The following is a 23,901-nucleotide window of genomic DNA, read 5'->3' as shown; positions in this document are numbered from 1 at the left end:
AGGAAGAAGGAGTGCTGCCGATGACCACCCCCTCCCGAGCCTCTCTGCACGACCGCCACCGCGAAGTCCTGCCGGACTGGCTGGCGCTGTACTACGACGAGCCGATCGAGCTCACGCACGGCGAGGGCCGGCACGTCTGGGACGCCGACGGCAATAAGTACCTGGACTTCTTCGGCGGCATCCTCACGACGATGACGGCGCACGCCCTGCCCGAGGTCACGAAGGCGGTGAGCGAACAGGCCTCCCGGATCATTCACTCCTCGACGCTCTATCTGAACCGGCCGATGGTCGAACTCGCCGAGCGCGTCGCCCAGTTGTCCGGCATCCCGGACGCCCGCGTCTTCTTCACGACGTCCGGCACCGAGGCCAACGACACCGCGCTGATGCTCGCCACCGCGTACCGCCGCTCGAACCAGATCCTGGCGATGCGCAACAGCTATCACGGCCGTTCGTTCTCCACGGTCGGCATCACGGGCAACAAGGGCTGGTCGCCGACGAGCCTGTCCCCGCTCCAGACGCTGTACGTGCACGGAGGCGTGCGCGGCCGCGGCCCCTACGCGCACCTGTCCGACGCCGAGTTCATCGACGCCTGCGTCGCCGACCTGCGGGACATGCTCGGCCAGACCCGGGGCAACGTGGCGGCGCTCATCGCCGAACCCATCCAGGGCGTCGGCGGCTTCACCTCCCCGCCCGACGGCCTGTACGCCGCCTTCCGCGACGTCCTGCGCGAGCACGGCATCCTGTGGATCTCGGACGAGGTGCAGACCGGCTGGGGCCGCACCGGCGAGCACTTCTGGGGCTGGCAGGCGCACGCCCAGTCGGGGCCGCCGGACATCCTGACCTTCGCCAAGGGCATCGGCAACGGCATGTCGATCGGCGGCGTCGTCGCCCGTGGTGACGTCATGAACTGCCTTGACGCCAACTCCATTTCGACGTTCGGCGGCTCCCCGATCACGATGGCGGCGGGCCTCGCCAACCTCTCGTACCTCCTCGAACACGACCTCCAGGGCAACGCCCGACGGGTCGGCGGACTCCTCATCGAGCGGCTGCGCGCGATCGGCGCGAGCGCGCCCGGCGTTCGGGAGGTGCGGGGGCGTGGCCTGATGATCGGCATCGAGCTGGAGAGCCCCGGCCCCGGCCCCGACGCGGCGCAGGTCATCGAGTCCTGCCGGGCGCAGGGGCTGCTGATCGGCAAGGGCGGGGGCCACGATTCGAGCGTCCTGCGGATCGCTCCGCCGATGACCTTGACGGTGGCGGAGGCGGAGGAGGGGGCGGGGATTTTGGAGCGGGCGTTGCACGGCGCGGCGTAGACGTGGTTACGGCCTCGGGGCTCTGCCCCGGACCCCGCGCCTCAAGCGCCGGCGGGGCTTGATTTGGCTACCCGCCCTGGAGGGAGGCCCCCATTGCCCACGCCCGACCACACCTTGTCCATCCGCCAGATACTCGCCCTCGACCGCATCGCCGCCGGTCAACCGGAGGTGGTCGCCGGGGCCGGCCATCTCGACCGCCCCGTCCGCTGGGTGCACGTGGCCGAGGCCGCGGACGTGGGCGTGATGCTGAGCGGCGGCGAGATGATCCTCACCACGGGCGTCCTGCTCGCGGACGACGAGCGGCTGCAGGCCGAGTACATCGACTCCCTGCACCGCGCGGAGGCCGCCGCCCTCGTCCTGGGCCTCGGCCGCGCCTTCCCGTCCTCCCCGGAGGGCATGCGGCGCGCCGCCGAACGGCACGGGCTGCCCATGGTGGTGCTGCACCGCCCGTTCCCCTTCGCCGAGTTGACGGAGGAGGTGCAATCCCGGCTCGTACGAAGGAAGTTCGCCGCCGTCAGCCTCTCCGAGGGCATCCGTACCGCGCTCACCGGCCTCATCACGGCTGGCGCCCCGTTGCAAGCGCTGCTCGACGAGATCGCCGCGCACAGCGGCTGCCCGGTCGTCCTCACCAACCTCGCCCACCGCGTCCTCGCCACGGCCGGCGAACACCCCGCCGTCGACGACGTGTTGCGCGACTGGGACCGCATCGCACGGCAGCCCGGCGGCGTCGACGGGGAGGGCTGGATCCGCGCGGACCTCGGCGGCCGCGGCGAACGCTGGGGCTCCGTCGTGCTGTGCGGGCACCGCGGCGACGGCGCGTCCGGGCGGCTGCTCGCGGACCGTGCGGCGGAGGCCCTGGTCCTGCACCACCTGCTGGCGGGCTCCGGGCCGAGCTGGGAGGAGCAGTCGGCGCGCTGTCTGCTCGCCGATCTGCTCGCTGGCGCCGCGCCGGCCCGCGGCCTGCTCCCTCGCGCCCGCGCGGCGGGCCTCCCGGTGAACCGCCGCACCTTCCTCCCCCTCGTCGTACGCGACACTTCACCGGCCCAACTCGACCGCCTCCTGCGCCTGTTGGGGCTGTCCGGCCTCGTGGCGGAACTCGCCGAGCACTCCACCGCCATCCTCCTCAGCCTCGCCCGCGACCAGGCGCCGGAGGCCCTCGCCGCACACTTCGCCGAGCGCCTGCGCGCGGAGACCGGCGACGCGCGTGCCCTCGTGGCGGCGGGCCCCGCCAGTACCGCCTGGGAGGACGTGCCGGAGGCGCTGCGCGAGGCCCTGCACGTGGCCGACGCCGTCACCGGCGCGCCGCCCGGCCTCCCGCCGGTGGTCCGCATCGGCGACGTACGACTGCGCGGTCTCGTACGGCAGTTGCGCGACGACCCTCGCGTACAGGCCTTCTCGGAAAGGGAGTTGGACGCCATCCTGGCCTCCGAGGACGCCGCGGAACTCCTCCCGGTCCTGCGCGGCTACCTCACCACCGGCCGCAACAAGTCCCGCACCGCCCGGCTCACCCACATGAGCCGCCCCGCCCTCTACCGCCGCCTCCAGTCCATCCAGACACTGCTCGGCGTCGACCTCGACGACTTCGAGCAGGCCGCGTCCGTCCATCTGGCCCTGCTCGCGCACGACGCGCAGTCGGGTCCGTGACACCGTGCAACGCCCACGGCCCCGCGCGTGACACGCTGCGACTCGGCGGTGCCGCTCCCCGCTCCCTATCGTCGACACCACACAGTGCAACCCCCTCTCAGGGAGGTCCGATGAGCCCCGTGATCCGCGCCGCCATCTTCCAGACCGCATGGACCGGCGACAAAGAGTCCATGATCAAGGTGCACGAGCAGGCGGTCCGCGACGCCGCCGCCCAGGGCGCCCAGGTCCTGTGCTTCCAGGAGCTGTTCTACGGCCCGTACTTCTGCCAGGTGCAGGACGCGAAGTTCTACGAGTACGCGGAGTCGGTGCCGGACGGGCCGGTCGTCCAGCGCTTCCAGGCCCTGGCCCGCGAACACGGCATCGTCCTCGTCCTCCCCGTCTACGAGGAGGAGCAGCCGGGCGTCCTCTACAACACGGCCGCCGTGATCGACGCCGACGGCAGCTATCTCGGCAAGTACCGCAAGACGCACATCCCGCAGGTCAAGGGCTTCTGGGAGAAGTTCTACTTCCGCCCCGGCAACAGCGGCTGGCCGGTCTTCGACACGGCTGTGGGCAAGATCGGCGTGTACATCTGCTACGACCGGCACTTCCCGGAGGGCTGGCGCGCACTGGGGTTGGAGGGCGCCCAGATCGTCTTCAACCCCTCGGCCACCTCGCGCGGCCTGTCCCGCTACCTCTGGCAGCTGGAGCAGCCGGCGGCCGCCGTCGCCAACGAGTACTTCGTCGGCGCGATCAACCGGGTCGGCGTCGAGGAGTACGGCGACAACGACTTCTACGGCACGTCGTACTTCGTCGACCCCGAGGGCCGGTTCGTGGGCGAGGTCGCCGACGACAAGGCGCCCGAACTCGTCGTCCGCGAGCTCGACATGGCGAAGCTGCGCGAGGTCCGCGACCGCTGGCAGTTCTACCGCGACCGCAACCCGCAGGCGTACGAGCCCCTGACCCGCCCGTAATCGCAGCAGCCCTCAGGAGGAGCACATGAGCGCCGTCCGTACGGTCATCCGCGGCGGTCTCGTCGTCACCGCCGCCGACGAGATGCACGCCGACGTCCTCATCGAGGACGGCCGCGTCGCGGCCCTCGCGGCCACCGGCAGCGACATCGCCGCGTCCTGGACGGACGCGCGCACGATCGACGCGTCGCAGAAGTACGTCATCCCTGGCGGCGTCGACGGACACACCCACATGGAGATGCCGTTCGGCGGCACCTACGCAGCCGACACCTTCGAGACGGGCACGCGGGCCGCGGCGTGGGGCGGCACGACCACGATCGTCGACTTCGCGATCCAGTCGAAGGGCGGGTCGCTGCGCGAGGGCCTCGACGCCTGGTACGCCAAGGCGGACGGCCAGTGCGCCATCGACTACGGCTTCCACATGATCGTCTCCGACGTGAACGAGGACACGCTCAAGGAGATGGACCTGCTGGTGGGGGAGGGGGTGACCTCCTTCAAGCAGTTCATGGCGTACCCCGGCGTCTTCTACTCGGACGACGGGCAGATCCTGCGGGCGATGCAGCGGGCCGGTGAGAACGGCGGCCTGATCATGATGCACGCGGAGAACGGCATCGCGATCGACGTCCTCGTCGAGCAGGCCCTGGCCCGCGGCGAGACCGACCCGCGCTTCCACGGCGAGGTCCGCAGGTCGCTCCTGGAATCGGAGGCGACGCACCGCGCGATCAAGCTGGCGCAGGTGGCGGGCGCGCCGCTGTATGTGGTGCACGTGTCGGCGCAGGAGGCGCTCGCGGAGCTGGCGCGGGCCCGCGACGAGGGCCTTCCGGTCTTCGGCGAGACCTGCCCGCAGTACCTGTTCCTGTCGACGGACAACCTCGCTGAACCGGACTTCGAGGGCGCGAAGTACGTGTGCAGCACGCCCCTTCGTCCCAAGGAGCACCAGGCGGCGCTCTGGCGGGGCCTGCGCACGAACGACCTCCAGGTCGTCTCCACCGACCACTGCCCCTTCTGTTTCAGCGGGCAGAAGGAGCTGGGCCGCGGCGACTTCTCGAAGATCCCGAACGGCATGCCCGGCGTCGAGAACCGCATGGACCTCCTCCACCAGGCCGTCGTCGACGGACACATCTCGCGCCGCCGCTGGATCGAGATCGCCTGCGCCAGCCCGGCGAGGATGTTCGGCCTGTACCCGAAGAAGGGCACCATCGCGCCGGGCACGGACGCGGACATCGTCATCTACGACCCGACCGCCGAGCAGACCATCTCGGCCGAGACCCACCACATGAACGTCGACTACTCGGCGTACGAGGGCAAGCGCCTCACGGGCCGGGTCGAGACGGTGCTGTCGCGCGGTGAACTCGTCGTGACGGAGCGGCAGTTCACCGGTCGGGCCGGGCACGGGGTGTACATGCCGCGGGGGACGTGTCAGTACCTGGGGTAGCGGGGCACCCGGGCCCCGGTCACGGCTTCGTCAGTGTGACCTCATCGGTCTGCGTCGAGGAATCCGCCCCGGACGAAGCGACCACGTCGGACCGGCGCGTGCCGCGGTCCATGGCGCCGCCCGCGAAGGCCAACGCGAGGCCCGCGAGGGCGAGGGCCGCGCCCACGAGGGTGGGGGAGGTCCAGCCCCAGCCCGCCGAGATGGACAGGCCGCCGAGCCAGGCGCCGCCCGCGTTGGCGAGGTTGAAGGCGGAGTGGTTGGAGGCGGCCGCCATCGTCGGGGCCGCCTCCGCCTTGGCCATCAGGAGCATCTGTACGGGCGTCGTGATGAGGGAGCCCAGTGCTCCGACGAGGGTGATGACGATGAGCGCGGGCACCGTGCTGTGGACCGCGAAGTAGAACGCCACGAGCGCCGCGGCGAGCAGGGCGAGACCCGCGTACAGGGTCGGGCGCAGGGCGCGGTCCGTGAGCGGGCCCGCGACCAGCGTGCCGAGCGTCATGCCGACGCCGTAGAGCGCGAGGACCAGGGTGGTCGAGGAGTCCGAGATGCCCGTGACGTTCGTCAGCATGGGCACCAAGTAGCTGTAGACGGCGAAGAATCCGCCGAATCCGACCACCGCCGTGGCCAGGCCGATCAGCACCTGCCGGTTGCCCATCGCCCGCAGCTCGTGCCGGATCCCGGTCTGCCCGCCGCGCGGCTGGTGCGGGACGAAGAGGGCGAGCGCCGCGAGGGCGGCACCGCCGATGACGGCGACCGCCCAGTAGGCGGAGCGCCACCCCAGGTGCTGGCCGAGGGCCGTGCTCGCCGGGACGCCGACGATGTTCGCGACGGTGAGCCCGAGGAACATCTTCGAGACGGCGCGCGCGGCCCGGTCGGGCGTGACGAGCCGGGACGCGACGACCGCGCCCACGCCGAACAGCGCTCCGTGCGGCAGCCCCGCGAGGAAGCGCGCCGCGAAGAGCAGGCCGAAGTTCGGGGCGAGCGCGGACGCGACGTTGCCGATCACGAACAGGCCGGACAGGAGCAGCAGCAGCCGCTTGTGGGGGATGCGCGCGCCGATGCCCGTCAGGACGGGGGCGCCGACGACGACACCGAGCGCGTACGCGGAGACGAGATTGCCGGCGTGCGGCACCGACACTTCGATGCCGTCGGCGATCTGGGGCAGCAGCCCCATCGTGGCGAACTCGGTGGTGCCGATGCCGAACGCGACAACAGCCAGGGCCAGGAGGGCCAGCGGCATGGTGCAGGAAGCCTTTCGAAGAACGGGGAGGTTCGAAGAACGGGGAGGCCGGTCCCTGGGACAGGGATCGGCCGACAACCCGTGCAGCAGCGGGACGGACCCGCGCATTCCGTGATCGGCTCATGTGTCCCCGTGACCTCGGTCACCCCGCGTCCCGTGTCCGCCCCCTGTCCGCGTCCCGTGTCCGCGCGCCGTCGGTCTTGATCCTTGAAGGCGGCCGTACGAAGGTGGGGCGGCGGGCACGGCGGGGACACGGCCCCGGCGTGTGCCAAGGCCCAGGGAGGACCAGCGTGCGGCGCGACCACTGGATCCGACAGATCCGCCGGCTCGATCCCGACACCGACTACCACGAGATCTATGGCATCAGCTCGTCGTACGAGTTCCCTTGGGACACTATGCAGGCGCTCGGATTCGCCCTCTATCGGACGTATGCCGTCCCGAGTATTGGTCAACTCCTCGGGCGTACAGGGGAGTTCACCGAGCGGGCGCAGAAGCGGTACGACGACACCGTGCTCATCCTCGACGCCGTCGGCGAGCACGGCCCGGAGACGGGGGAGGGGCGCGAGGCCATCCGGCGGATGAACCGGATGCACGGCGCGTACGACATCTCCAACGACGACTACCGCTACGTTCTGTCCACCTTCGTCGTCGTGCCCAAGCGTTGGATGGATGCCTACGCGTGGCGGCCGTACTCGCAGCGCGAGGTGCGCGCGGCGACCAACTACTACCGGGACCTCGGCCGGCGGATGAACATCAAGGACATCCCCGAGACGTACGAGGAGTTCGAGCGCCTCATGGACGACTACGAGCGGCGCCACTTCGCGTACGACCCGGGCGGGCACGCGGTCTCCGAGGCGACGCTCGACCTGATGGCGTCCTGGTACCCGGGCCCGCTCGGCACCGCCGCGCGCCGGGCCTCCGTCTGTCTGATGGACCCTCCGCTGCGCGCCGCGTTCGGCTACAAGGACCCGAACCCGACCGTCGAGCGGGTGGTGCGCGGCGGGCTCAGGATGCGCGGCCGGTTCGTCCGCCTCCTTCCGGCGCGCGGCACACCGCAGCACGGCCGGGACAGCAGCACCGTGCGCGGCTATCCGAACGGGTACCGGATCGCCGACCTCGGCACGTTCCCCGGCCGCAAGCCCGCGGGGGAGGCCCGACACTCGCACGGGTGACGGATGCGGGTGACGGGTGCGGGGACAGATGCTGGACGCGCGTAGAGCTCATCCGGTGGGCCTCTTGCCAAGCCTCCGCGGGAAGTCCAGGATTGTGGCTTTCGATGGCGGCTCGGCACCCGGAACTCGGCACTCGAACACGAGGGGCTCCCCATGGACTTCGGACTCGTCCTGCAGACCGACCCGCCCGCTTCCGCGGTCGTGGACCTGATGAAACGCGCGGAGCGCTCCGGCTTCACGTACGGGTGGACGTTCGACTCGGCCGTGCTGTGGCAGGAGCCGTTCGTCATCTACAGCCGGATCCTCGCGGAGACCGAGCGGCTGACCGTGGGACCGATGGTCACCAACCCGGGCACGCGTACGTGGGAGGTCACCGCCTCGACGTTCGCGACGCTCAACGACATGTACGGCAACCGCACGGTGTGCGGCATCGGGCGCGGCGACTCCGCGATGCGGGTCGCCGGGCGCAAGCCGAACACCCTCGCCCGGATCAGCGACGCGATGAAGGTCATCCGGGCGCTCGGCCGGGGCGACGAGGCGGACCTCGGTGGCGGCTCTGTCGTCCGGTTCCCGTGGGTGCGCGAGGGCGCCGAACTCCCCGTCTGGATGGCCGCGTACGGGCCCAAGGCGCTCAAGATGGCAGGCGAGGAGGCCGACGGGTTCATCCTCCAGCTCGCCGACCCGTTCCTCACCGAGTGGATGGTCAAGGCGGTGCGGGACGCGGCGAAGGCGGCCGGCCGCGACCCCGCCGCGGTCAAGATCTGTGTCGCCGCGCCCGCGTACGTCACCGAGGTCGACACGCCGGCCGCGCTCGACCACGCGCGCGAGCAGTGCCGCTGGTTCGGCGGCATGGTCGGCAACCACGTGGCCGACCTGGTGGCCAGGTACGGCGCACACTCCGGCATGGTCCCGGACGCGCTGACGGAGTACATCAAGGCGCGCGAGGGGTACGACTACGCGCACCACGGCCGCTCCGGGAACCCGGACACGGCGTTCGTGCCCGACGAGATCGTGGACCGCTTCTGCCTGCTCGGCCCGCCCGCCGCTCACGTCGAACGGCTGGAAGCCCTACGGGAGTTGGGCGTCGACCAGTTCGCCGTGTACGCGATGCACGACGCGAAGGAGGCGGTGATCGAGACGTACGGCAGGGATGTGATCCCCGCGCTGAACGGATGACGCTGAACGGATAGCGCTGAACGGACAACACGGCCCACGATCGAGCGTGCGCAACCCCCGTACCAGGCAAGGCAGTTGACGGCATCCGTACCCGCACGGCCGCTGTTCCCGTCTCCCTGAGCAGAACGGACTGCCCATGACCGACACCGCCCCGAGAGCACCCCTGCCCGCGGTGGAGCTCGCCGCCGACGCCTATCCGGCCGACAGCCGCTACGCCAATGAGGACCTGCGCCCCGTCCCGCTCGCCGACCGCCGCTGGACCACGTACAACTTCGTGGCCCTGTGGATCGGGATGGCGCACTGCATCCCGTCGTGGACGCTCGCGTCCGGGCTCGTCGCGCTGGGCATGGACTGGAAGCAGGCGGTCCTCACCATCGCCCTGGCGAACGTCATCGTCCTGCTCCCCATGCTGCTGACCGGGCACGCCGGGCCCAAGTACGGCATCCCCTTCCCGGTCCTGGCGCGGGCCGGCTTCGGTGTGCGCGGAGCCAATCTGCCCGCGATGGTGCGGGCCGCGGTGGCCTGTTGCTGGTTCGGCATCCAGACGTGGATCGGCGGCCAGGGGATCTTCGTACTCCTCGGGAAGATCTTCGGAGGGTGGACGGGCGCGGCCGAGATCGGCGGCTATCCGTGGACCCTCTGGCTCTGCTTCTTCCTCTTCTGGGTCCTCGAACTCGCCATCATCTACCGGGGGATGGAGACGCTGCGCCGCTTCGAGAACTGGGCGGCGCCCTTCGTGCTCGTCGGCGCGGTGGTGCTGCTGGTGTGGATCGCCAACAAGGCGGGCGGCTTCGGCCCGTTGCTGCACGAGCCGTCGAAGGTCGGCTGGGGCCCGGACTTCTGGAAGGTCTTCTTCCCCGGCCTGATGGGCATGATCGGCTTCTGGTCCACGCTGTCGCTGAACATCCCGGACTTCACGCGCTTCGGCAAGGGGCAGCGGGCACAGGTCTGGGGCCAGACCCTGGGCCTGCCGACGACCATGACCCTGTTCGCGCTGATGTCGGTCCTGGTGACGGCGGGCTCGGAGAAGGTCTACGGGGTGCCCATCTGGGACCCGGTGGCGCTGGCGGGAAAGACGGACAACGTGTTCGGGCTGCTCTTCGCGCTGATCACGGTGTTCGTGGCGACGATCTCGGTGAACGTCGCGGCCAACGTGGTCTCACCCGCGTACGACCTGGCGAACCTGGCACCGAAGCTCATCAGCTTCCGCTCGGGCGCGATCATCACGGGCGTGGTGGGCGTCCTCGTCATGCCGTGGAAGCTCACGTCCACGCCCGAGTTGTACATCTTCACGTGGCTCGGTGTGGTCGGCGGGCTGCTCGGTACGGTCGCGGGCATCCTGATCGCCGACTACTGGATCGTGCGGCGGACGGTGCTGCACCTCGCCGATCTGTATGTGCGGGACGGGCGTTACTGGTACCGGGGCGGCTGGAACTGGCGTGCCGTGCTCGCCTTCGCGGTCGGCGGTGTGCTGGCCGTCGGCGGCTCGTACTCGACGGTGAACGCCAAGGGTGAGAAGGCGGGCCCGTTCCCGGTGGACGGCCTGATCCCCTTCCTCAAACCGCTGGCCGACTACGGCTGGGCCGTGGGCCTCACGGCATCGCTCGTGCTGTACACGGTGTTGATGGCGGGGCAGCGGCGGGACTGAGTCCCGATCCGGATTCTGTGACCTGGCTCATTGACGGACCCGCACTTCATCAGGTTTGGTATACCAAACTGGGAGTGCGGGTCCGAGGCATGCGCGGCTCGCCAAATGCCCGAATCGGGCAGTCAGTTCACTCGTGAGGAATCGGTGTTTTCTTCGCGTACACCTCTTGATTACCGCAAAACTGGCCCGTAGCGTCTTCCCGCCAAGAGGAAACGAAGTTCCTCATCGCGGAAAATGTGGACATCCAGGAGCGCGTCATGACTGCCGTGCACGAACAGACCCCCACCGCCGGAGTCGACGGGCCCGCCCGCACCAGTCCCGGTCTCTACAGTCCCGATCTGGCCCCCACCAAGAAGGAGGGGCGCCGCTGGGGCGCGTACAACGTCTTCACGCTGTGGGGCAACGACGTGCACAGCCTGGGCAACTACGCCTTCGCCGTGGGCCTGTTCGCGCTCGGGCTCAGCGTCTGGCAGATCCTGATCGCCTTCGCCGTCGCCTCCTTGCTGCTCTTCGGGCTGCTCACGCTCTCCGGCTACATGGGGCAGAAGACCGGCGTCCCCTTCCCCGTGATGAGCCGGATCGCCTTCGGCATCCGCGGCGCGCAGATCCCCGCCGCCGTGCGCGGGGCCGTCGCCATCGCCTGGTTCGGCATCCAGACGTACCTCGCCGCCGTCGTGCTCGGCGCCGTGATCAAGAAGCTGGCGCCCGGCGCCGCCTCGCTCGATCACAACTCGATCCTGGGCCTGTCCACCCTCGGCTGGATCACCTTCCTGACCCTCTGGGTGATCCAGGTCGTGATCGTCAGCTACGGCATGGAACTCATCCGCAAGTACATGGCGTTCGCCGCGCCCACCATCCTCATCACGATGTGCGCGCTCGCCGCCTGGATCTTCGTCAAGGCGGACATGTCCATCGCGGTCTCCACCGGCTCCGCGCCCACCGGGCTCGACGCCTGGCGGCAGATCCTGGAATCCGCCGCGCTCTGGGTCGTCATCTACGGCACCTTCGTCCTGAACTTCTGCGACTTCACCCGCTCCGCGAAGAGCCGCCGCGCCATCGTCGCGGGCAACCTGGTCGGCATCCCGCTCAACATGCTCTTCTTCGCCGGCATCGTCGTCGTGCTCTCCGGCGGCCAGTTCAAGATCAACGGTGCGGTCATCTCCGGCCCCGAGGACATCGTCGCGACCATCCCGAGCACCCCGCTGATGGTCCTCGCCTCCTTGGCCTTCATCGTCCTGACCGTCGCGGTGAATCTGCTCGCGAACTTCGTCGCGCCCGTCTACACGCTGGTCAACCTGTTCCCGCGCAAGCTGAACTTCCGCAAGGCCGGCATCGTCAGCGCCGTCATCGGGCTCGTCATCCTGCCCTGGAACCTCTACAACAGCCCGACCGTCGTGAACTACTTCCTCGGCGGACTCGGCGCCCTGCTCGGCCCCGCCTTCGGTGTCGTCATGGCCGACTACTGGCTCGTGCGCAAGACGCGGGTCAACGTGCCCGACCTCTACACCGATGCCGCCGACGGCGACTACCACTACCGTTCCGGGTTCCACCTGCGGGCCGTCGGCGCGTTCGCCCCGGCCGCCGCCGTCGCGGTCGTGATCGCCCTCGTACCCGCGTTCAAGTCGCTCTCCGGGTTCTCCTGGTTCATCGGCGCCGGACTCGCCGCGCTGCTCTACGTCGCCGTCGCGGACCGCAGCCGTACCGCGAACGACGTGGACGGCGAGGAGATCGCCGTACCCGCCGCCTGACCCTCGCTCCTACGAATCAGCACAACAAGAAGCACAACAAGAAGAAAGCCGAAGCCCGCCATGCGCATTCTCGTCTGCAACGTCAACACCACCGAGGACATGACCGAGAGCATCGGTGCGCAGGCCAGGGCTGTGGCCTCACCGGGCACCGAGATCGTGCCGCTCACCCCGGCGTTCGGCCCCGATTCCTGCGAGGGCAACTACGAGAGCTACCTGGCCGCGATCGCCGTCATGGAGACGGTCCGCGCCTACCCGGAGCCCTTCGACGCCGTCGTGCAGGCGGGCTACGGCGAGCACGGCCGCGAGGGGCTCCAGGAGCTCCTCGACGTCCCGGTCGTCGACATCACCGAGGCCGCGGCGAGTACGGCGATGTACCTCGGACACAAGTACTCCGTGGTCACCACGCTCGACCGGGCCGTGCCGCTCATCGAGGACCGCCTCAAGCTGGCCGGGCTCACCGACCGCCTCGCCTCCGTACGCGCCAGTGGCCTCGCCGTGCTCGACCTCGAACGCGATCCGGACGCCGCCGTCAAGGCCATCGTCGAGCAGTCCGCGCGGGCCGTGGAGGACGACCGGGCCGAGGTCGTCTGCCTGGGCTGCGGCGGCATGGCGGGCCTCGCGGACGAGGTCAAGGCGCGCACGGGCGTGCCCGTCGTCGACGGTGTCGCCGCGGCCGTGACCGTGGCCGAGTCACTCGTCCGGATGGGCCTGACCACGTCGAAGGTGCGTACGTACGCGCCGCCGCGCCCGAAGCGGTTCAAGAACTGGCCGCCGAGCCAGGGCTGATCCGACCGGCAGGACCTGGGGTCGAGTCAGGAGCCCTTGCCCGAGTCGAGCGAGGCCGCCGCGTCCCCGGCGGCCTTGCGGGCGCCTCTGATCACGGTGTCGTTCGACGGCGCGCCCTTCGACTCGAAGTCGCTGCCGTTGTAGGTGACGGTCAGCAGCATGTTCCCCGTGCGGACCGTCACGACGGACTCGCGGGTGTCCTGTTTGTTCTTCGTCGTGAGCGAGCTCGTCACACGCGCCTCGTCCCCGAGGCCCTTGAGCGGGCTGGTCCGCTTCTCGCCGTCCCCGGCAGCGAACGCCTTCTTCGCCAGGTCGTCGGAGTCCTTCACCTCGAAGGAGACATCGAGCCAGCGGTAGTCGTACCCCTTCAGGGCGCTCCACGAGCAGCCGCGGCGGACCGACTCGTCGGTGGCCGACAGCTCCTTGCCCGCCGTCTTGGCGTCCGGGACCAGGGACTTGACCGTCGAGGCGGGCAGCGCCTCACAGGGGGCCGGGGGCTGCTGATAAGTCTTCGCGGCCACGGACTCACCGGGCTCGTCGGGCGCCGAGGAGGACTGCGGCGCCGACTCGGCGGGGTCCTTGCCGGCGGACTGCTCCGCCATGGGGCCGGAATAGGCCCAGCCCGCGCAGGCGAGCACGGCGACGGGCAGCAGGCGGGCGGCCAGGGTGACCGGGAGCGGGAGAGAACGCACGGCGTACGTCCCTTACGTCAAGGGTGGACGGCGGACGGTCAGTCTCACATGAGTTGCTGTGTGCGGATACCGCCACTTCCGTCACTGTGACATCACGCTGGGGCGTCGCCGGGCAGGGTCCGCGGGAACACAGGGGCGGACGGGTAGGATCCGCAAACGTTGTTGGAGGCTGCGGGCACTGGGCCCGCCGAGGTGGTTGGGGGTCGGCGTGGCCGCTGGTCGTGTGGTGCGCTTCGACGGAGCGCGCGGTTATGGGTTCATCGCGCCGGACGACGGCGGCGAGGACGTCTTCCTGCATGTGAACGATCTCCTGATCCCTGAGTCGTACATCCGAACGGGGCTCAAGGTCTCCTTCGACATCGAGGAGGGCGACCGCGGGCCCAAGGCCTCGTCGGTGCAGCTCGCCGAGGGGGCCTCGGCCCCCGCGCCCGGCCGGCACGCGGCCGACGGCGACGACGTGCTCTGCGATGTGCTGCGCGTCGACGAGTTCACGAACGAGGTCACGGAGTTGCTGCTGCGCTCGGCGCCCTCGCTGACGGGTGAGCAGATCCTGGCGATCCGCCGGGAGTTGGTGCAGAGCGGCCGTAAGCACGGGTGGGTCGACAGCTGATCACCACTGGACGGCTGATCACCACGGGGTGTCCGACACCTCGGCGGTGAGCACCGCCACCCCCGCGTCGACGAGGTCGGCCGCGAGCAGGCGCTGCTCGCCGGGGTCGGCTCCGGCCTGCAGCACCCGCTCCCGCTGGGCGAGCGTGTGCAGCAGCAGGCCGATGAAGAACTCCCACCGGTTCTCCCGTACGCGGTCCGGGAGTTCGGGCATGCAGTGCGTGATCCGGGAGTGCAGCTTCAGCAGGCCGCGCGTCCACGGGTGGGCCCTGAGGTCGTTCGGCGCGATGCCCTCGACGTACATGGCGTTGACGACGAACCGCAGGAACCAGCTGGGCCGCTCGGGATCCTCCAGGCGCTCGACCATCGGGCGCACCAACACCCCTGTGAGCGCCCGCAGCTCCTTGCCCCGGCCCTGCGCGTCGATCGCCTCCAGCAGCTCCAGCTGACGCGCCGTGGTGGCGGTCAGCCGGTCCTCGTAGATCGCCTCGATCAGCTGGTGCTTCGTGCCGAAGTGATAGGCGACCGCGGACGTGTTGCGCTGGTCCGCCGCCGCGGCGATCTCCCGAAGTGACGTGGCGTGTATGCCCTGTTCGGCGAAGAGGCGCTCCGCCACGTCGATGAGGCGGCGCCTTGTTCCGTTCGCGGGGGTCATCGCGGGGTCCATGGCGAAGAGTGTCGGTTGTCTTGCTTGTTTAACGCAAGCGCGTTAAGACGTCACCGTGACCGACACGTCCAGGCTCGAAGGCCGCAGTACCGCCGCGTACGTCCTGCGGTTGGTCCCGTTGATCCTGCTCACCGAGGTCGTCGCGCTCGAACTCGCCCTCGTCTACCCGGCGTTGCAGCACATGGCGGGCGAGTTCCGCACGCCGTCGATCGGCTGGACGCTCACCGTCGTGAGCCTCGTCGGGGTGGTGGCGCAGCCGCTGCTCGGCAAGGTCGCCGACGGGCACGGCAAGAAGCGGGTGATCGTGTGCGCGGCGGGTGCCTTCGCGGTCGGCTCGCTGGTGTGCGCCCTCGCGCCGAACTTCCCCGTGCTGCTCGCGGGGCGGGCCGTGCAGGGCGTCGCGATGGTGATCGCCCCGGCCGCGTACGGGCTGATCCGCGATGTGTTCCCGGTGCGCCTCGTGCCGGTGGCGATGGGCGCGATCACCACCGGCATCGGGCTCAGCGTCATCGTGGGGCCCGTCGTGGGTGGGGTGCTCACGCAGGCCTTCGGCTTCCGGGCGATCTTCTGGTTCTGCCTGCTGTACGCGGTGGTGCTCACGCCGCTCGTCGTCGCCACGTTCCCGGAGTCCGGGGTGCGCCTTCGGCGGCGCGTGGACGTGGCCGGGGGACTGCTCTTCGGCTGCGGCGCCGCGGGAGTGCTGCTCGCGGTGGGGCAGGGGGGCCGCTGGGGGTGGGGCTCGGCCCGGCTGATCGCGGTGGCCGTCGGCGCGTGCGTGCTGCTCGTCCTGTTCGTGGTGTGCGAGCTGCGCGCCGCGTATCCGCTGATCGACCTGCGGCTCCTCGCGGGCTCCGGGCTGCGCTGGACGCTGCTCGCCGCGTTCGGCGGTTCCGTGGCGATCGGCGGGCAGGCGCTCACGCTGCCGCAGCTCGTGCAGACGCCGAAGGACACCGGGTTCGGGCTCGGCATGGCGCCGCTCGGGGTCGCCATCTTCCTTGTGCCACAAGGATTGTTGAGCGCGGTCAGCGGTCCGCTCGGCGGGCTGCTCGCGCGCCGGCACGCGCCGCGCACCGGCCTCGTGATCGCGCTCGGCTGCCTCGCCGCGGGCGCGGCGCTCCTGTCGGTGCTGCACACCGAGGTGTGGCACATCCTGCTCGCGGCCCTGTTCGCGGGCGTCGGGTTCGGCTTCTTCTTCGTGTCCGTGTCGAACCTCGTCGTCGAGGCCGTGCCCGCGACGCACACCGGCGTCGGCGCCGGAATGATGGGCGTCGCCAACAACCTCGGCAACGCCACGGGTGTCACGGTGCTCGGCGCCGTGCTCGCCCAGCACGTCCTCGACGGATCCGTGGCCGGCGACAAGATCCTCTACGCCGAGTCGGGCTACGTCTTTGCGTTCCTGGTGGCGGCGGGCGCCGCCGCCCTGGCCCTGCTCGTCGCCGCCCTCATGCGACACGGGCGGGCCCCGGCGACCGGCGGTGTCGGCGCGGCCCCGCCTGACGCGCCCGTTCGAGACCTCAACTCCCCACTGGAGAAGGACGGTTGACATGCAGCAGCCCGCAGGGAACAAGCGCCCCAACATCCTCCTCGTCGTCTCCGACCAGGAACGGCAGCGCGACTGGCTCCCCGCCACGGTCGAACTCCCGTGGCGCGAGCGGCTGCTCGCGGAAGGCATGGAGTTCACGAACTACTGGACGCACTCCTCGCCCTGCTCGCCCTCGCGGGCCACGATGATGACGGGCCAGTACGTCACCCAGCACCAGGTCGCGGAGAACGTCATCTTCCCCTGGCAGCCCGAGCTCGACCCGTCCGTCACCACGATCGGCGGCGCGCTGCGGCAGGCCGGGTACCGGTCCTCGTACATCGGCAAATGGCATCTGTCCCGCTCGGCGCGGCCCGACATGGAGGCGTACGGCTACGGGGACTGGGACGGCAACGACCACCACTTCATGGGTCTCGCCGGCACCGGAGTGCACTTCGACCCGGTCATCGCGAACAACGCGGCGCACTGGCTGCGCCGCAATGCCCGGGCGGACGAGCCCTGGTTCCTCACCGTCGCGCTCGTCAACCCGCACGACGTGATGTGGTACCCGATCGACCAGCCCGAGTATCAGCGCGCGCACCCCCGGACGATGGAGTTCATCCGCCAGTTCCTCGACGGCGACTGGGGCGGCGGGCAGGCGATCCCGCCGTACGAGCGGCCCTACGACGAGGTGTTCAGCGAGCTGCCCGCGAACTTCGACGACGATCTGCACACCAAGCCGGACACCCAGCGGCAGTGGCGCCACGACCAGCAGCACAGCCTCTACGGCCGCATCGACCCGGCCGACAAGGGCGCGTGGCTGCGCCAGCTCGACTACTACGCCCAGCTGCACCGCCTCGCCGACGAGTCCCTGGGGAAGGTCCTCGGCGCCCTGGAGGAGTCCGGCGGCTGGGACGACACGATCGTCGTCTTCACGTCCGACCACGGCGACATGTGCGGCGGCCACGGCCTGCGCTCCAAGGGGCCCTTCGTCTACGACGAGATCATGCGCGTGCCCTGCTACGTGAAGGTGCCGGGGACGACCCGTCCCGGCACGGTCAGCGACTCCCTCGCCTCGCACGTCGACCTCGCCTCGACGATCTGCGCGCTCGCGGGGGTGCCCGCGCCCGACTCGTTCCGCGGGGTGGACCTCACGCCCGTGCTCCGGGATCCGCGGGCGTCCGTGCGCGACTACGTGCTGTTCGCGCACGAGGCCACGCACACCCGCCGCATCCAGCAGACGCGGTACGCGGTGCGCGGCATGTTCGACGGCCGGTTCAAGTACGCCCGCTACTTCGGCGTCGGCGGCGGGCTCCCCGCCGACCTGGGCGAGAAGCCGGAGCCTTCGACGATGCTCTACGGCCCGGACGCCGACTTCGACGACAACGACCACGAGCTGTACGACCTCCAGGAGGATCCGGGCGAGTTGGTGAATCTCGCCATGGACCGGGCGCGCCGGGCGGAGCTCAGGGAGCGGTTCGGGAAGCTGCGCGAGGTGGAGGGGGTGGAGTTCACGCGCTGAGCGTTTTACGGGCGGGCGCCCCATTTGCCGTTCGTGTTTATCCAATCTTCACCAAGGGTTGTCCGGATCCCGGACAACCCTCTTGTGTGCGGACTGTATGCGAAATACGTTCTGCCGTATTCCTTGATCGCTCACCGATCGCCCACCCCTCATCCCTGGCGGAGGTAAGCCCTCGTGCGCCGAAAAGCGGTTGCCCTGACGGCAATTGTCCTGGCGATGTCTGCGGTGTCGACGTTGTCGGCCTGCGGTTCCCTGCAGTCCTCGGCCACGGAGGTGGGCGGGGAGCGGATGACCGACAACCGCCCGGTCCGTGACGGCGGAACGCTGACCGTGGCCCTCAACGCCGACCCCGACAAGCTCGACCCGACCCTCGCCCAGACCCTCGTGGGCCGCACCGTCTTCGCGGGCATGTGCGAGAAGCTCTACGACGTCGACGAGCAGGGCAAGGTCGTGCCGCAGCTCGCGACCAAGCTGCCCGAGGTCTCCAAGGACGGCCGCACCGTCACCTTCGACGTACGCAAGGACGCCAGGTTCAGCGACGGCACCAGGCTGAACGCCGACGCCGTCGTCACCTCCCTGCTGCGCCACCGCGACCTCGCAGGATCCGCCCGCGCTACCGAGCTCACCCCGCTCAAGTCGGCGAAGGCCACGGGCCCGTACGGCGTGAAGCTCACCCTGAAGCAGCCGTACGTGCCGCTGACCGCGGTGCTCGCCGACCGCTCCGGCATGGTGATGTCGCCGACCGCGCTCAAGAAGTACGGCAAGAACTTCACCAACCACCCCTCCTGCGTCGGGCCGTTCCGGTTCGTGGAGCGGGTCGGCGGTGACCGCATCGTGGTCGCCAAGGACCCGAACTACTACGACGCCAAGGACGTCCACCTGGACAAGGTGATCTACAAGCCGATCCCCGACGGCAGCGTCCGCCTCGCCAACCTGCGCTCCGGCGACGTCCAGATCGGCGACCAGATGGTCCCGGTCGACGTGAAGAGCGCGCTCACCGACAACAAGCTGCGGCTGTTCAACTCGCCCTCGCTCGGCTACCAGGGCATCGGCATCAACGTCGGCAACGTCAAGGGACTCGGCCAGGCGCCCGGCAAGGTCGACACCGCGATGGCGAAGGACGTCCGCGTCCGCGAGGCCTTCGAGCTGGCCATCGACCGCGACCTCATCAACAAGGTCGCGTTCCAGGGCATGTACGAGCCCGCCTGCGGCCCGATGTCCCCGGCGTCCGCGATCGCGCCCGGCGTCAAGGCCTCGCAGTGCCCGAAGCGCGATGTCCCCAAGGCCAAGCGGCTGCTGAAGGCGGCGGGCGTCAAGGGCGCCGTGCACGTCGAACTGAAGATCCCCACGACGCCCGAGTGGAGCCGCATCGGCCAGGTCATCCAGGCCATGGTCAAGGACGCCGGGTTCGCCCTCACGCTGCGTCCCACCGAGTACGCCACCATGCTCGAGGAGACCGACAACGGGCAGTACCAGGCCTTCCAGAGCGGCTGGTCCGGGCGCCTCGACCCGGACGGCAACATCGCGAGCTTCCTCCAGACCAAGGGCGCGATGAACGCCTACGGCCTCGGCAACCCCGAGATCGACGAACTGATCAAGCGCGGCCGCACCGAGTCCGACCCCGCCGAGCGCGACAAGATCTACGCCGAGCTGATCCGCAAGGTGAACGCCGAGCACACCCTGATCTACCTCTACCGCCAGAAGAACTACGTCGTCACCGGGAAGGACGTCGCGGGCCTGCACGTCTACGGAGACGGCCTCGTCCGAGTCAAGGATGCGGGGTACGTCAAGTGACGACCGCTCAAGTGGCCGTGAAGAAGGCCACGTTGAAGAAGTCGGGGCTGCTGGCCGGGCATCCGATGGCCAAGTACGTCCTCACCCGCATCCGGCAGTCCGTCATCACGATGTTCCTCGTGTCGATCGTCGTGTTCGCCGGCATCCGCGCACTGCCCGGCGACCCGGCGCTCGCGCTCGCCGGTGAGGAGCGCAGCCCGAAGGCGCTGGCCGCGATCCGCTCCGCGTACGGGCTCGACGACAACATCGTGGTCCAGTACGGCCGGTTCATCGGGCACGCGCTCCAGGGCGACCTGGGCAACTCCTCCCGCACCGGGCTCCCGGTCTCCGACGCCATCGCGCAGGCGCTGCCCGTCACCCTCGAACTCGCCGCGCTCTCCCTGCTGTTGGCGATCGTCCTGGGAGTCGGCGCCGGTGTCGTCGCCGCCGTGCGGCGCGGCAAGACCGCCGAGTGGATCGCCAACGCCCTCGCGCTGCTCGGCCTTTCGGTGCCGACGTTCTGGCTCGGCATCGTCCTGGTCCTCGCCTTCGCGATCGCCGTACCGGTCTTCGCGGCCTCCGGCTTCGTACCCTTCGGCACCGACCCGATCGACAACCTGCGCCGCATGGTGCTGCCCGCGATCGTCCTCGGCTCCGGGCTCGCCGCCGTCGTCATGCGCCAGACCCGCGCCGCGATGCTCGACTCGCTCTCCGCGGACTACGTGCGCACCGCCCGCGCCAAGGGCCTCTCGCGCCGCGAGGTGGTCGGCGGGCACGCGCTGCGCAACTCGCTCGTCACCGTCGTCACCGTGCTCGGCCTGCAACTCGGCCACCTGATCTCCGGCGCCGTCGTCACCGAGCAGATCTTCGTGCTCCCCGGCTTCGGCAAGCTCACCATCGACGCCGTCTTCACCCGCGACTACGCGACGCTGCAAGGCGTGGTGCTGTGCACGTCGTTCGCGTACATCTTCATCAACCTGCTGGTCGACGTGGCGTACTCGGTCATCGACCCGCGCATCCGGCTCGGAGGTGCCCGGTGACCACCCTCGCCCTGACGGGAATACGGGCCCGCGCCGCCAAGAGCGGCAAGCTGCGCGCCCTGCGCAAGAACAAGCTCGCCATGACCGGCGCCGTCATCGCCGCGATCTTCGTGCTCGCCGCGCTGTTCGCACCGCTCGTCGCGCCCTACGACCCCGCGCGCGCCGACTTCGAGGACGTGCTCGCCGCGCCGAGCTGGGCGCACTGGCTGGGCACCGACGACCTCGGGCGCGACCAGCTGTCCCGCGTCGTGTTCGGGGCCCGCGCCTCGATGCAGGTCGGCGTGCTCGCGGTCGTCCTCGCCTTCGTCGTCGGCGTCCCGCTCGGGCTGCTCGCCGGGTACTACGGCAAGGTCGCCGACAGCGTCGTGTCCCGCGTCACCGACACGATGCTCGCCTTCCCCTTCCTGGTCCTGGCCGTCGGCCTCGCCGCCGTCCTCGGCCCCTCGCTCACCAACGCGACCATCGCGATCGGCATCTCGCAGATCCCGGCCGTCATCCGGATCTCCCGCGCCGAGACGCTCCGCCTCAAGCACGTGGACTACGTGGCCGCGGCCGTCGCCAACGGGGGCGGCGACGGCACCATCCTGTTCCGGCACATCCTGCCCAACGCCACCTCGGCGCTGATCGTGCAGGCCACCGTGGGCATCCCCACCGCCATCATCGGCGAGGCCCTGCTCAGCTTCCTCGGCCTCGGCGTGCAGCCGCCCGAGCCGTCCCTCGGCGTGATGCTGTCCTCCGCCCAGTCCTTCCTCGCGCCCGCGCCCTGGATGGCGGTGTTCCCCGGCCTCGCGGTCGTCGCCGCGACGCTGGCGTTCAACCTGCTCGGCGACGGCCTGCGCGACGTCCTCGACCCCCGTGGAGCGACCCGATGACCTCCGAGACCTCCGAGACCTCCGAACCAGTCCTCAGCGTCCGGGACCTGTCCGTCTCGTTCCGCTCCGACACCCGCACCGTGCACGCCGTCGACCAGGTCTCCTTCGATCTGCGCGCCGGTGAAGTGCTCGCCGTGGTGGGGGAGTCGGGCTGCGGCAAGTCCGTCACCTCCATGGCCGTCATGGGCCTGCTGCCGCCCACCGCGCACATCACCGGCTCCGTCCGGATCGGGGACAAGGAGCTCGCGGGCGCGGACGACAGGGCGTACGGGAAGATCCGCGGCAACGACATCGCGATGATCTTCCAGGAGCCCATGACGTCCCTGAACCCGGTGCTCACCATCGGGCGGCAGATCGGCGAGGTGCTCCGCCGCCACCAGGGCCTGAACAAGAAGCAGGCACGCGCGCGTGCCGTCGAACTCCTCGACCTCGTGGGCATCCCCGCGCCGGCCGAGCGCGTCGACGAGTACCCGCACCAGCTGTCCGGCGGCATGCGCCAGCGCGTCATGATCGCCATCGCGGTGGCCTGCGACCCGGCCGTACTGATCGCCGACGAGCCGACGACCGCGCTCGACGTGACCGTGCAGGCGGGCATCCTGGAGGTGCTCCAGTCGCTGCGCGAGCGGCTCGGCACCGCCATCGTCCTCATCACGCACGACCTCGGCGTGGTGGCCGACACCGCCGACCGGGTCCTCGTCATGTACGCGGGCCGCCCGGTCGAACAGGCGCCGGTGCACGAGCTGTTCGCCGACCCCAAGCACCCGTACACGCGCGGGCTGCTCTCCGCCGTGCTGCGGCCCGGCGGCGAGGGCAAGCGGCGGCTCCCCGAGATCCCCGGACTCGTGCCGAGCCTCGACTCCCAGCCCGAGGCCTGCACGTTCGCGCCGCGCTGCGCCCGCGCCGACGACACCTGTACGTCGAGCCGTCCCGGCCTCAAGGCCGTCGCCGCGGACGCCGGGGCCGACGCCCCGCACCGCGCCGCCTGCTGGCACCCGCACACCCTCCAGGAGACTGCTTCATGAGCCCCGAGCAGAGCACCGGACCCGTGCTTGAACTCCTCGACCTGGAACGCCACTTCGCGGGATCCACCGGCACCGTGCGCGCTGCCGACGGCGTCACCCTGACCGTCGGACGCGGCGAGGTCGTCGGCCTCGTCGGGGAGTCGGGCAGCGGCAAGTCGACCGTCGGGCGCTGCGCCGTCCGCCTCGACGATCCGACCGGCGGCACCGTGCGCATCAACGGCACCGACGTCACGACCATGTCGCGGCGCGCCCTGCGGCCCCTGCGCAAGGACTTCCACCTGGTCTTCCAGGACCCGTCCTCCTCGCTCGACCCGCGGATGACCGTCGGCCAGATCGTCGCCGAGCCGCTCAAGCTGCACGGCATCGCGAAGGGCGAGGCGGCACGCGCGCGTGTGGCCGAACTCCTCGACCAGGTGGGGCTGCGCCCCGAGCACGCCGACCGGCACCCGCACGAACTCTCCGGCGGCCAGCGCCAGCGCATCTCCATCGCCCGCGCGCTGTCCGTCGAACCGGATCTGCTGATCGCCGACGAGCCGACCTCCGCGCTCGACGTGTCCGTGCAGGCCTCGGTCCTCAACCTCCTCGCCGATCTCCAGCGCGACCGGGGATTCGGCTGCCTGTTCATCACGCACGACCTCGCGGCCGTCGAGTACCTCGCCGACCGGATCGCCGTCATGTACCTGGGCCAGATCGTCGAACAGGCGCCCACGCGCGAGCTGTTCGCGGACCCGAAGCACCCCTACACGCAGGCACTGCTCTCGGCCGCGCCCGTCCCCGACCCGACCACGCAGCGCAGCCGCCAACGCATCGTCCTCAGCGGCGAGTTGCCCAGCCCCCTGGCCCCGCCCGCCGGCTGCCGCTTCCACACACGCTGCCCGCTCGCCGTCGACCGCTGCCGCACCGAGATCCCGGCGCTGCGCACGCTGGAGGGCGGCAGGGAAGTCTCCTGCCACCTCGTCGCCGACGACGGCACGGCCCCGGACGCGGCCGCACCGCCGGACGAACTGTCGACAGCGTCTCGTACGATCCCCAACACCCGCACCAGCACCAGCACCCGCACCGCCACCCGCTAGGAG

The 23,901-nt window shown here is 70.4% G+C and carries 20 protein-coding genes; 17 read left to right on the top strand and 3 right to left on the bottom strand.

The window, feature by feature from the left end; genetic code table 11:
* Positions 1-20 precede the first annotated feature (20 nt).
* From ACOKM3_RS10860 to hydA, 4 genes are all read left to right on the top strand, one after another.
* Positions 21-1,310: an aspartate aminotransferase family protein gene (locus tag ACOKM3_RS10860; protein ID WP_426899321.1), complete on the top strand. Its 1,290-nt coding sequence runs from the start codon at positions 21-23 to the stop codon at positions 1,308-1,310.
* A 93-nt stretch (positions 1,311-1,403) separates the two neighbouring features.
* Positions 1,404-2,954 carry a PucR family transcriptional regulator gene (locus tag ACOKM3_RS10855; RefSeq protein WP_426899319.1) on the top strand — a complete coding sequence of 517 codons (1,551 nt, stop codon included), beginning with the start codon at positions 1,404-1,406 and terminating at the stop codon, positions 2,952-2,954.
* Between the two features lie 110 nt (positions 2,955-3,064).
* Positions 3,065-3,907, top strand: a complete 843-nt coding sequence (locus ACOKM3_RS10850) for a nitrilase-related carbon-nitrogen hydrolase (protein WP_266715346.1) — start codon at positions 3,065-3,067, stop codon at positions 3,905-3,907.
* Positions 3,908-3,932: 25 nt separating this feature from the next.
* The gene (hydA, locus tag ACOKM3_RS10845) at positions 3,933-5,339 is read left to right on the top strand and encodes a dihydropyrimidinase (RefSeq protein ID WP_426899317.1); all 1,407 of its coding nucleotides are present in this window, start codon (positions 3,933-3,935) and stop codon (positions 5,337-5,339) included.
* A gap of 19 nt (positions 5,340-5,358) precedes the next feature.
* Here the strand turns inward: hydA and ACOKM3_RS10840 are convergent, their stop codons facing one another.
* Positions 5,359-6,579, bottom strand: coding sequence for an MFS transporter (locus ACOKM3_RS10840; protein ID WP_426899315.1), 1,221 nt, complete (start codon positions 6,577-6,579; stop codon positions 5,359-5,361).
* Between the two features lie 290 nt (positions 6,580-6,869).
* Between ACOKM3_RS10840 and ACOKM3_RS10835 the strand changes: the two genes are divergently transcribed.
* The 5 genes from ACOKM3_RS10835 (at position 6,870) to ACOKM3_RS10815 (ending at position 13,109) form a co-directional block, all read left to right on the top strand.
* Positions 6,870-7,751 carry an oxygenase MpaB family protein gene (locus ACOKM3_RS10835; RefSeq protein ID WP_426899313.1) on the top strand — a complete coding sequence of 294 codons (882 nt, stop codon included), beginning with the start codon at positions 6,870-6,872 and terminating at the stop codon, positions 7,749-7,751.
* 153 nt (positions 7,752-7,904) lie between these two features.
* Positions 7,905-8,927 carry a TIGR03842 family LLM class F420-dependent oxidoreductase gene (locus ACOKM3_RS10830; RefSeq protein ID WP_426899311.1) on the top strand — a complete coding sequence of 341 codons (1,023 nt, stop codon included), beginning with the start codon at positions 7,905-7,907 and terminating at the stop codon, positions 8,925-8,927.
* 136 nt (positions 8,928-9,063) lie between these two features.
* Positions 9,064-10,575, top strand: a complete 1,512-nt coding sequence (locus ACOKM3_RS10825) for an NCS1 family nucleobase:cation symporter-1 (protein ID WP_426899309.1) — start codon at positions 9,064-9,066, stop codon at positions 10,573-10,575.
* 257 nt (positions 10,576-10,832) lie between these two features.
* Positions 10,833-12,323 carry an NCS1 family nucleobase:cation symporter-1 gene (locus ACOKM3_RS10820; RefSeq protein ID WP_426899307.1) on the top strand — a complete coding sequence of 497 codons (1,491 nt, stop codon included), beginning with the start codon at positions 10,833-10,835 and terminating at the stop codon, positions 12,321-12,323.
* A 60-nt stretch (positions 12,324-12,383) separates the two neighbouring features.
* Entirely contained in the window at positions 12,384-13,109 is a 726-nt protein-coding gene (locus ACOKM3_RS10815) for an aspartate/glutamate racemase family protein (protein ID WP_426899305.1), read from the top strand.
* Between the two features lie 26 nt (positions 13,110-13,135).
* Here ACOKM3_RS10815 and ACOKM3_RS10810 read toward each other — a convergent pair whose 3' ends face one another.
* Positions 13,136-13,801, bottom strand: coding sequence for a hypothetical protein (locus ACOKM3_RS10810; protein WP_426899303.1), 666 nt, complete (start codon positions 13,799-13,801; stop codon positions 13,136-13,138).
* Between the two features lie 208 nt (positions 13,802-14,009).
* Between ACOKM3_RS10810 and ACOKM3_RS10805 the strand changes: the two genes are divergently transcribed.
* The gene (locus tag ACOKM3_RS10805; protein WP_426899301.1) at positions 14,010-14,411 is read left to right on the top strand and encodes a cold-shock protein; all 402 of its coding nucleotides are present in this window, start codon (positions 14,010-14,012) and stop codon (positions 14,409-14,411) included.
* Positions 14,412-14,429: 18 nt separating this feature from the next.
* Here ACOKM3_RS10805 and ACOKM3_RS10800 read toward each other — a convergent pair whose 3' ends face one another.
* A complete protein-coding gene (locus ACOKM3_RS10800) occupies positions 14,430-15,077 on the bottom strand; it encodes a TetR/AcrR family transcriptional regulator (RefSeq protein ID WP_426899299.1) in 648 nt (215 codons plus the stop codon).
* A gap of 55 nt (positions 15,078-15,132) precedes the next feature.
* Here ACOKM3_RS10800 and ACOKM3_RS10795 point away from each other — a divergent pair, with 55 nt between their 5' ends.
* The 7 genes from ACOKM3_RS10795 to ACOKM3_RS10765 all read left to right on the top strand — a co-directional run bounded on the left by ACOKM3_RS10795 (position 15,133) and on the right by ACOKM3_RS10765 (position 23,898).
* Complete coding sequence (locus ACOKM3_RS10795) at positions 15,133-16,620, top strand: MFS transporter (protein WP_426899297.1); 1,488 nt, start codon at positions 15,133-15,135, stop codon at positions 16,618-16,620.
* 1 nt (position 16,621) lies between these two features.
* On the top strand, positions 16,622-18,118 hold the full coding sequence (locus ACOKM3_RS10790; RefSeq protein WP_426899295.1) for a sulfatase-like hydrolase/transferase: 1,497 nt from the start codon (positions 16,622-16,624) through the stop codon (positions 18,116-18,118).
* 216 nt (positions 18,119-18,334) lie between these two features.
* Complete coding sequence (locus ACOKM3_RS10785) at positions 18,335-19,912, top strand: ABC transporter substrate-binding protein (RefSeq protein ID WP_426899293.1); 1,578 nt, start codon at positions 18,335-18,337, stop codon at positions 19,910-19,912.
* A 65-nt stretch (positions 19,913-19,977) separates the two neighbouring features.
* Positions 19,978-20,931, top strand: a complete 954-nt coding sequence (locus tag ACOKM3_RS10780; RefSeq protein WP_327666065.1) for an ABC transporter permease — start codon at positions 19,978-19,980, stop codon at positions 20,929-20,931.
* Positions 20,932-20,981: 50 nt separating this feature from the next.
* Complete coding sequence (locus ACOKM3_RS10775) at positions 20,982-21,803, top strand: ABC transporter permease (protein WP_426906760.1); 822 nt, start codon at positions 20,982-20,984, stop codon at positions 21,801-21,803.
* Complete coding sequence (locus ACOKM3_RS10770) at positions 21,800-22,825, top strand: ABC transporter ATP-binding protein (protein ID WP_426899291.1); 1,026 nt, start codon at positions 21,800-21,802, stop codon at positions 22,823-22,825. The genes ACOKM3_RS10775 and ACOKM3_RS10770 overlap by 4 nt, the downstream gene beginning before the upstream one ends.
* The gene (locus tag ACOKM3_RS10765) at positions 22,822-23,898 is read left to right on the top strand and encodes an ABC transporter ATP-binding protein (RefSeq protein ID WP_426899289.1); all 1,077 of its coding nucleotides are present in this window, start codon (positions 22,822-22,824) and stop codon (positions 23,896-23,898) included. The genes ACOKM3_RS10770 and ACOKM3_RS10765 overlap by 4 nt, the downstream gene beginning before the upstream one ends.
* The last annotated feature ends 3 nt before the right edge of the window (positions 23,899-23,901 follow it).

This window comes from Streptomyces nidicola (assembly GCF_050106155.1).
Taxonomy (GTDB): domain Bacteria; phylum Actinomycetota; class Actinomycetes; order Streptomycetales; family Streptomycetaceae; genus Streptomyces.
This window is presented reverse-complemented; position numbering and strand designations above follow the sequence as displayed.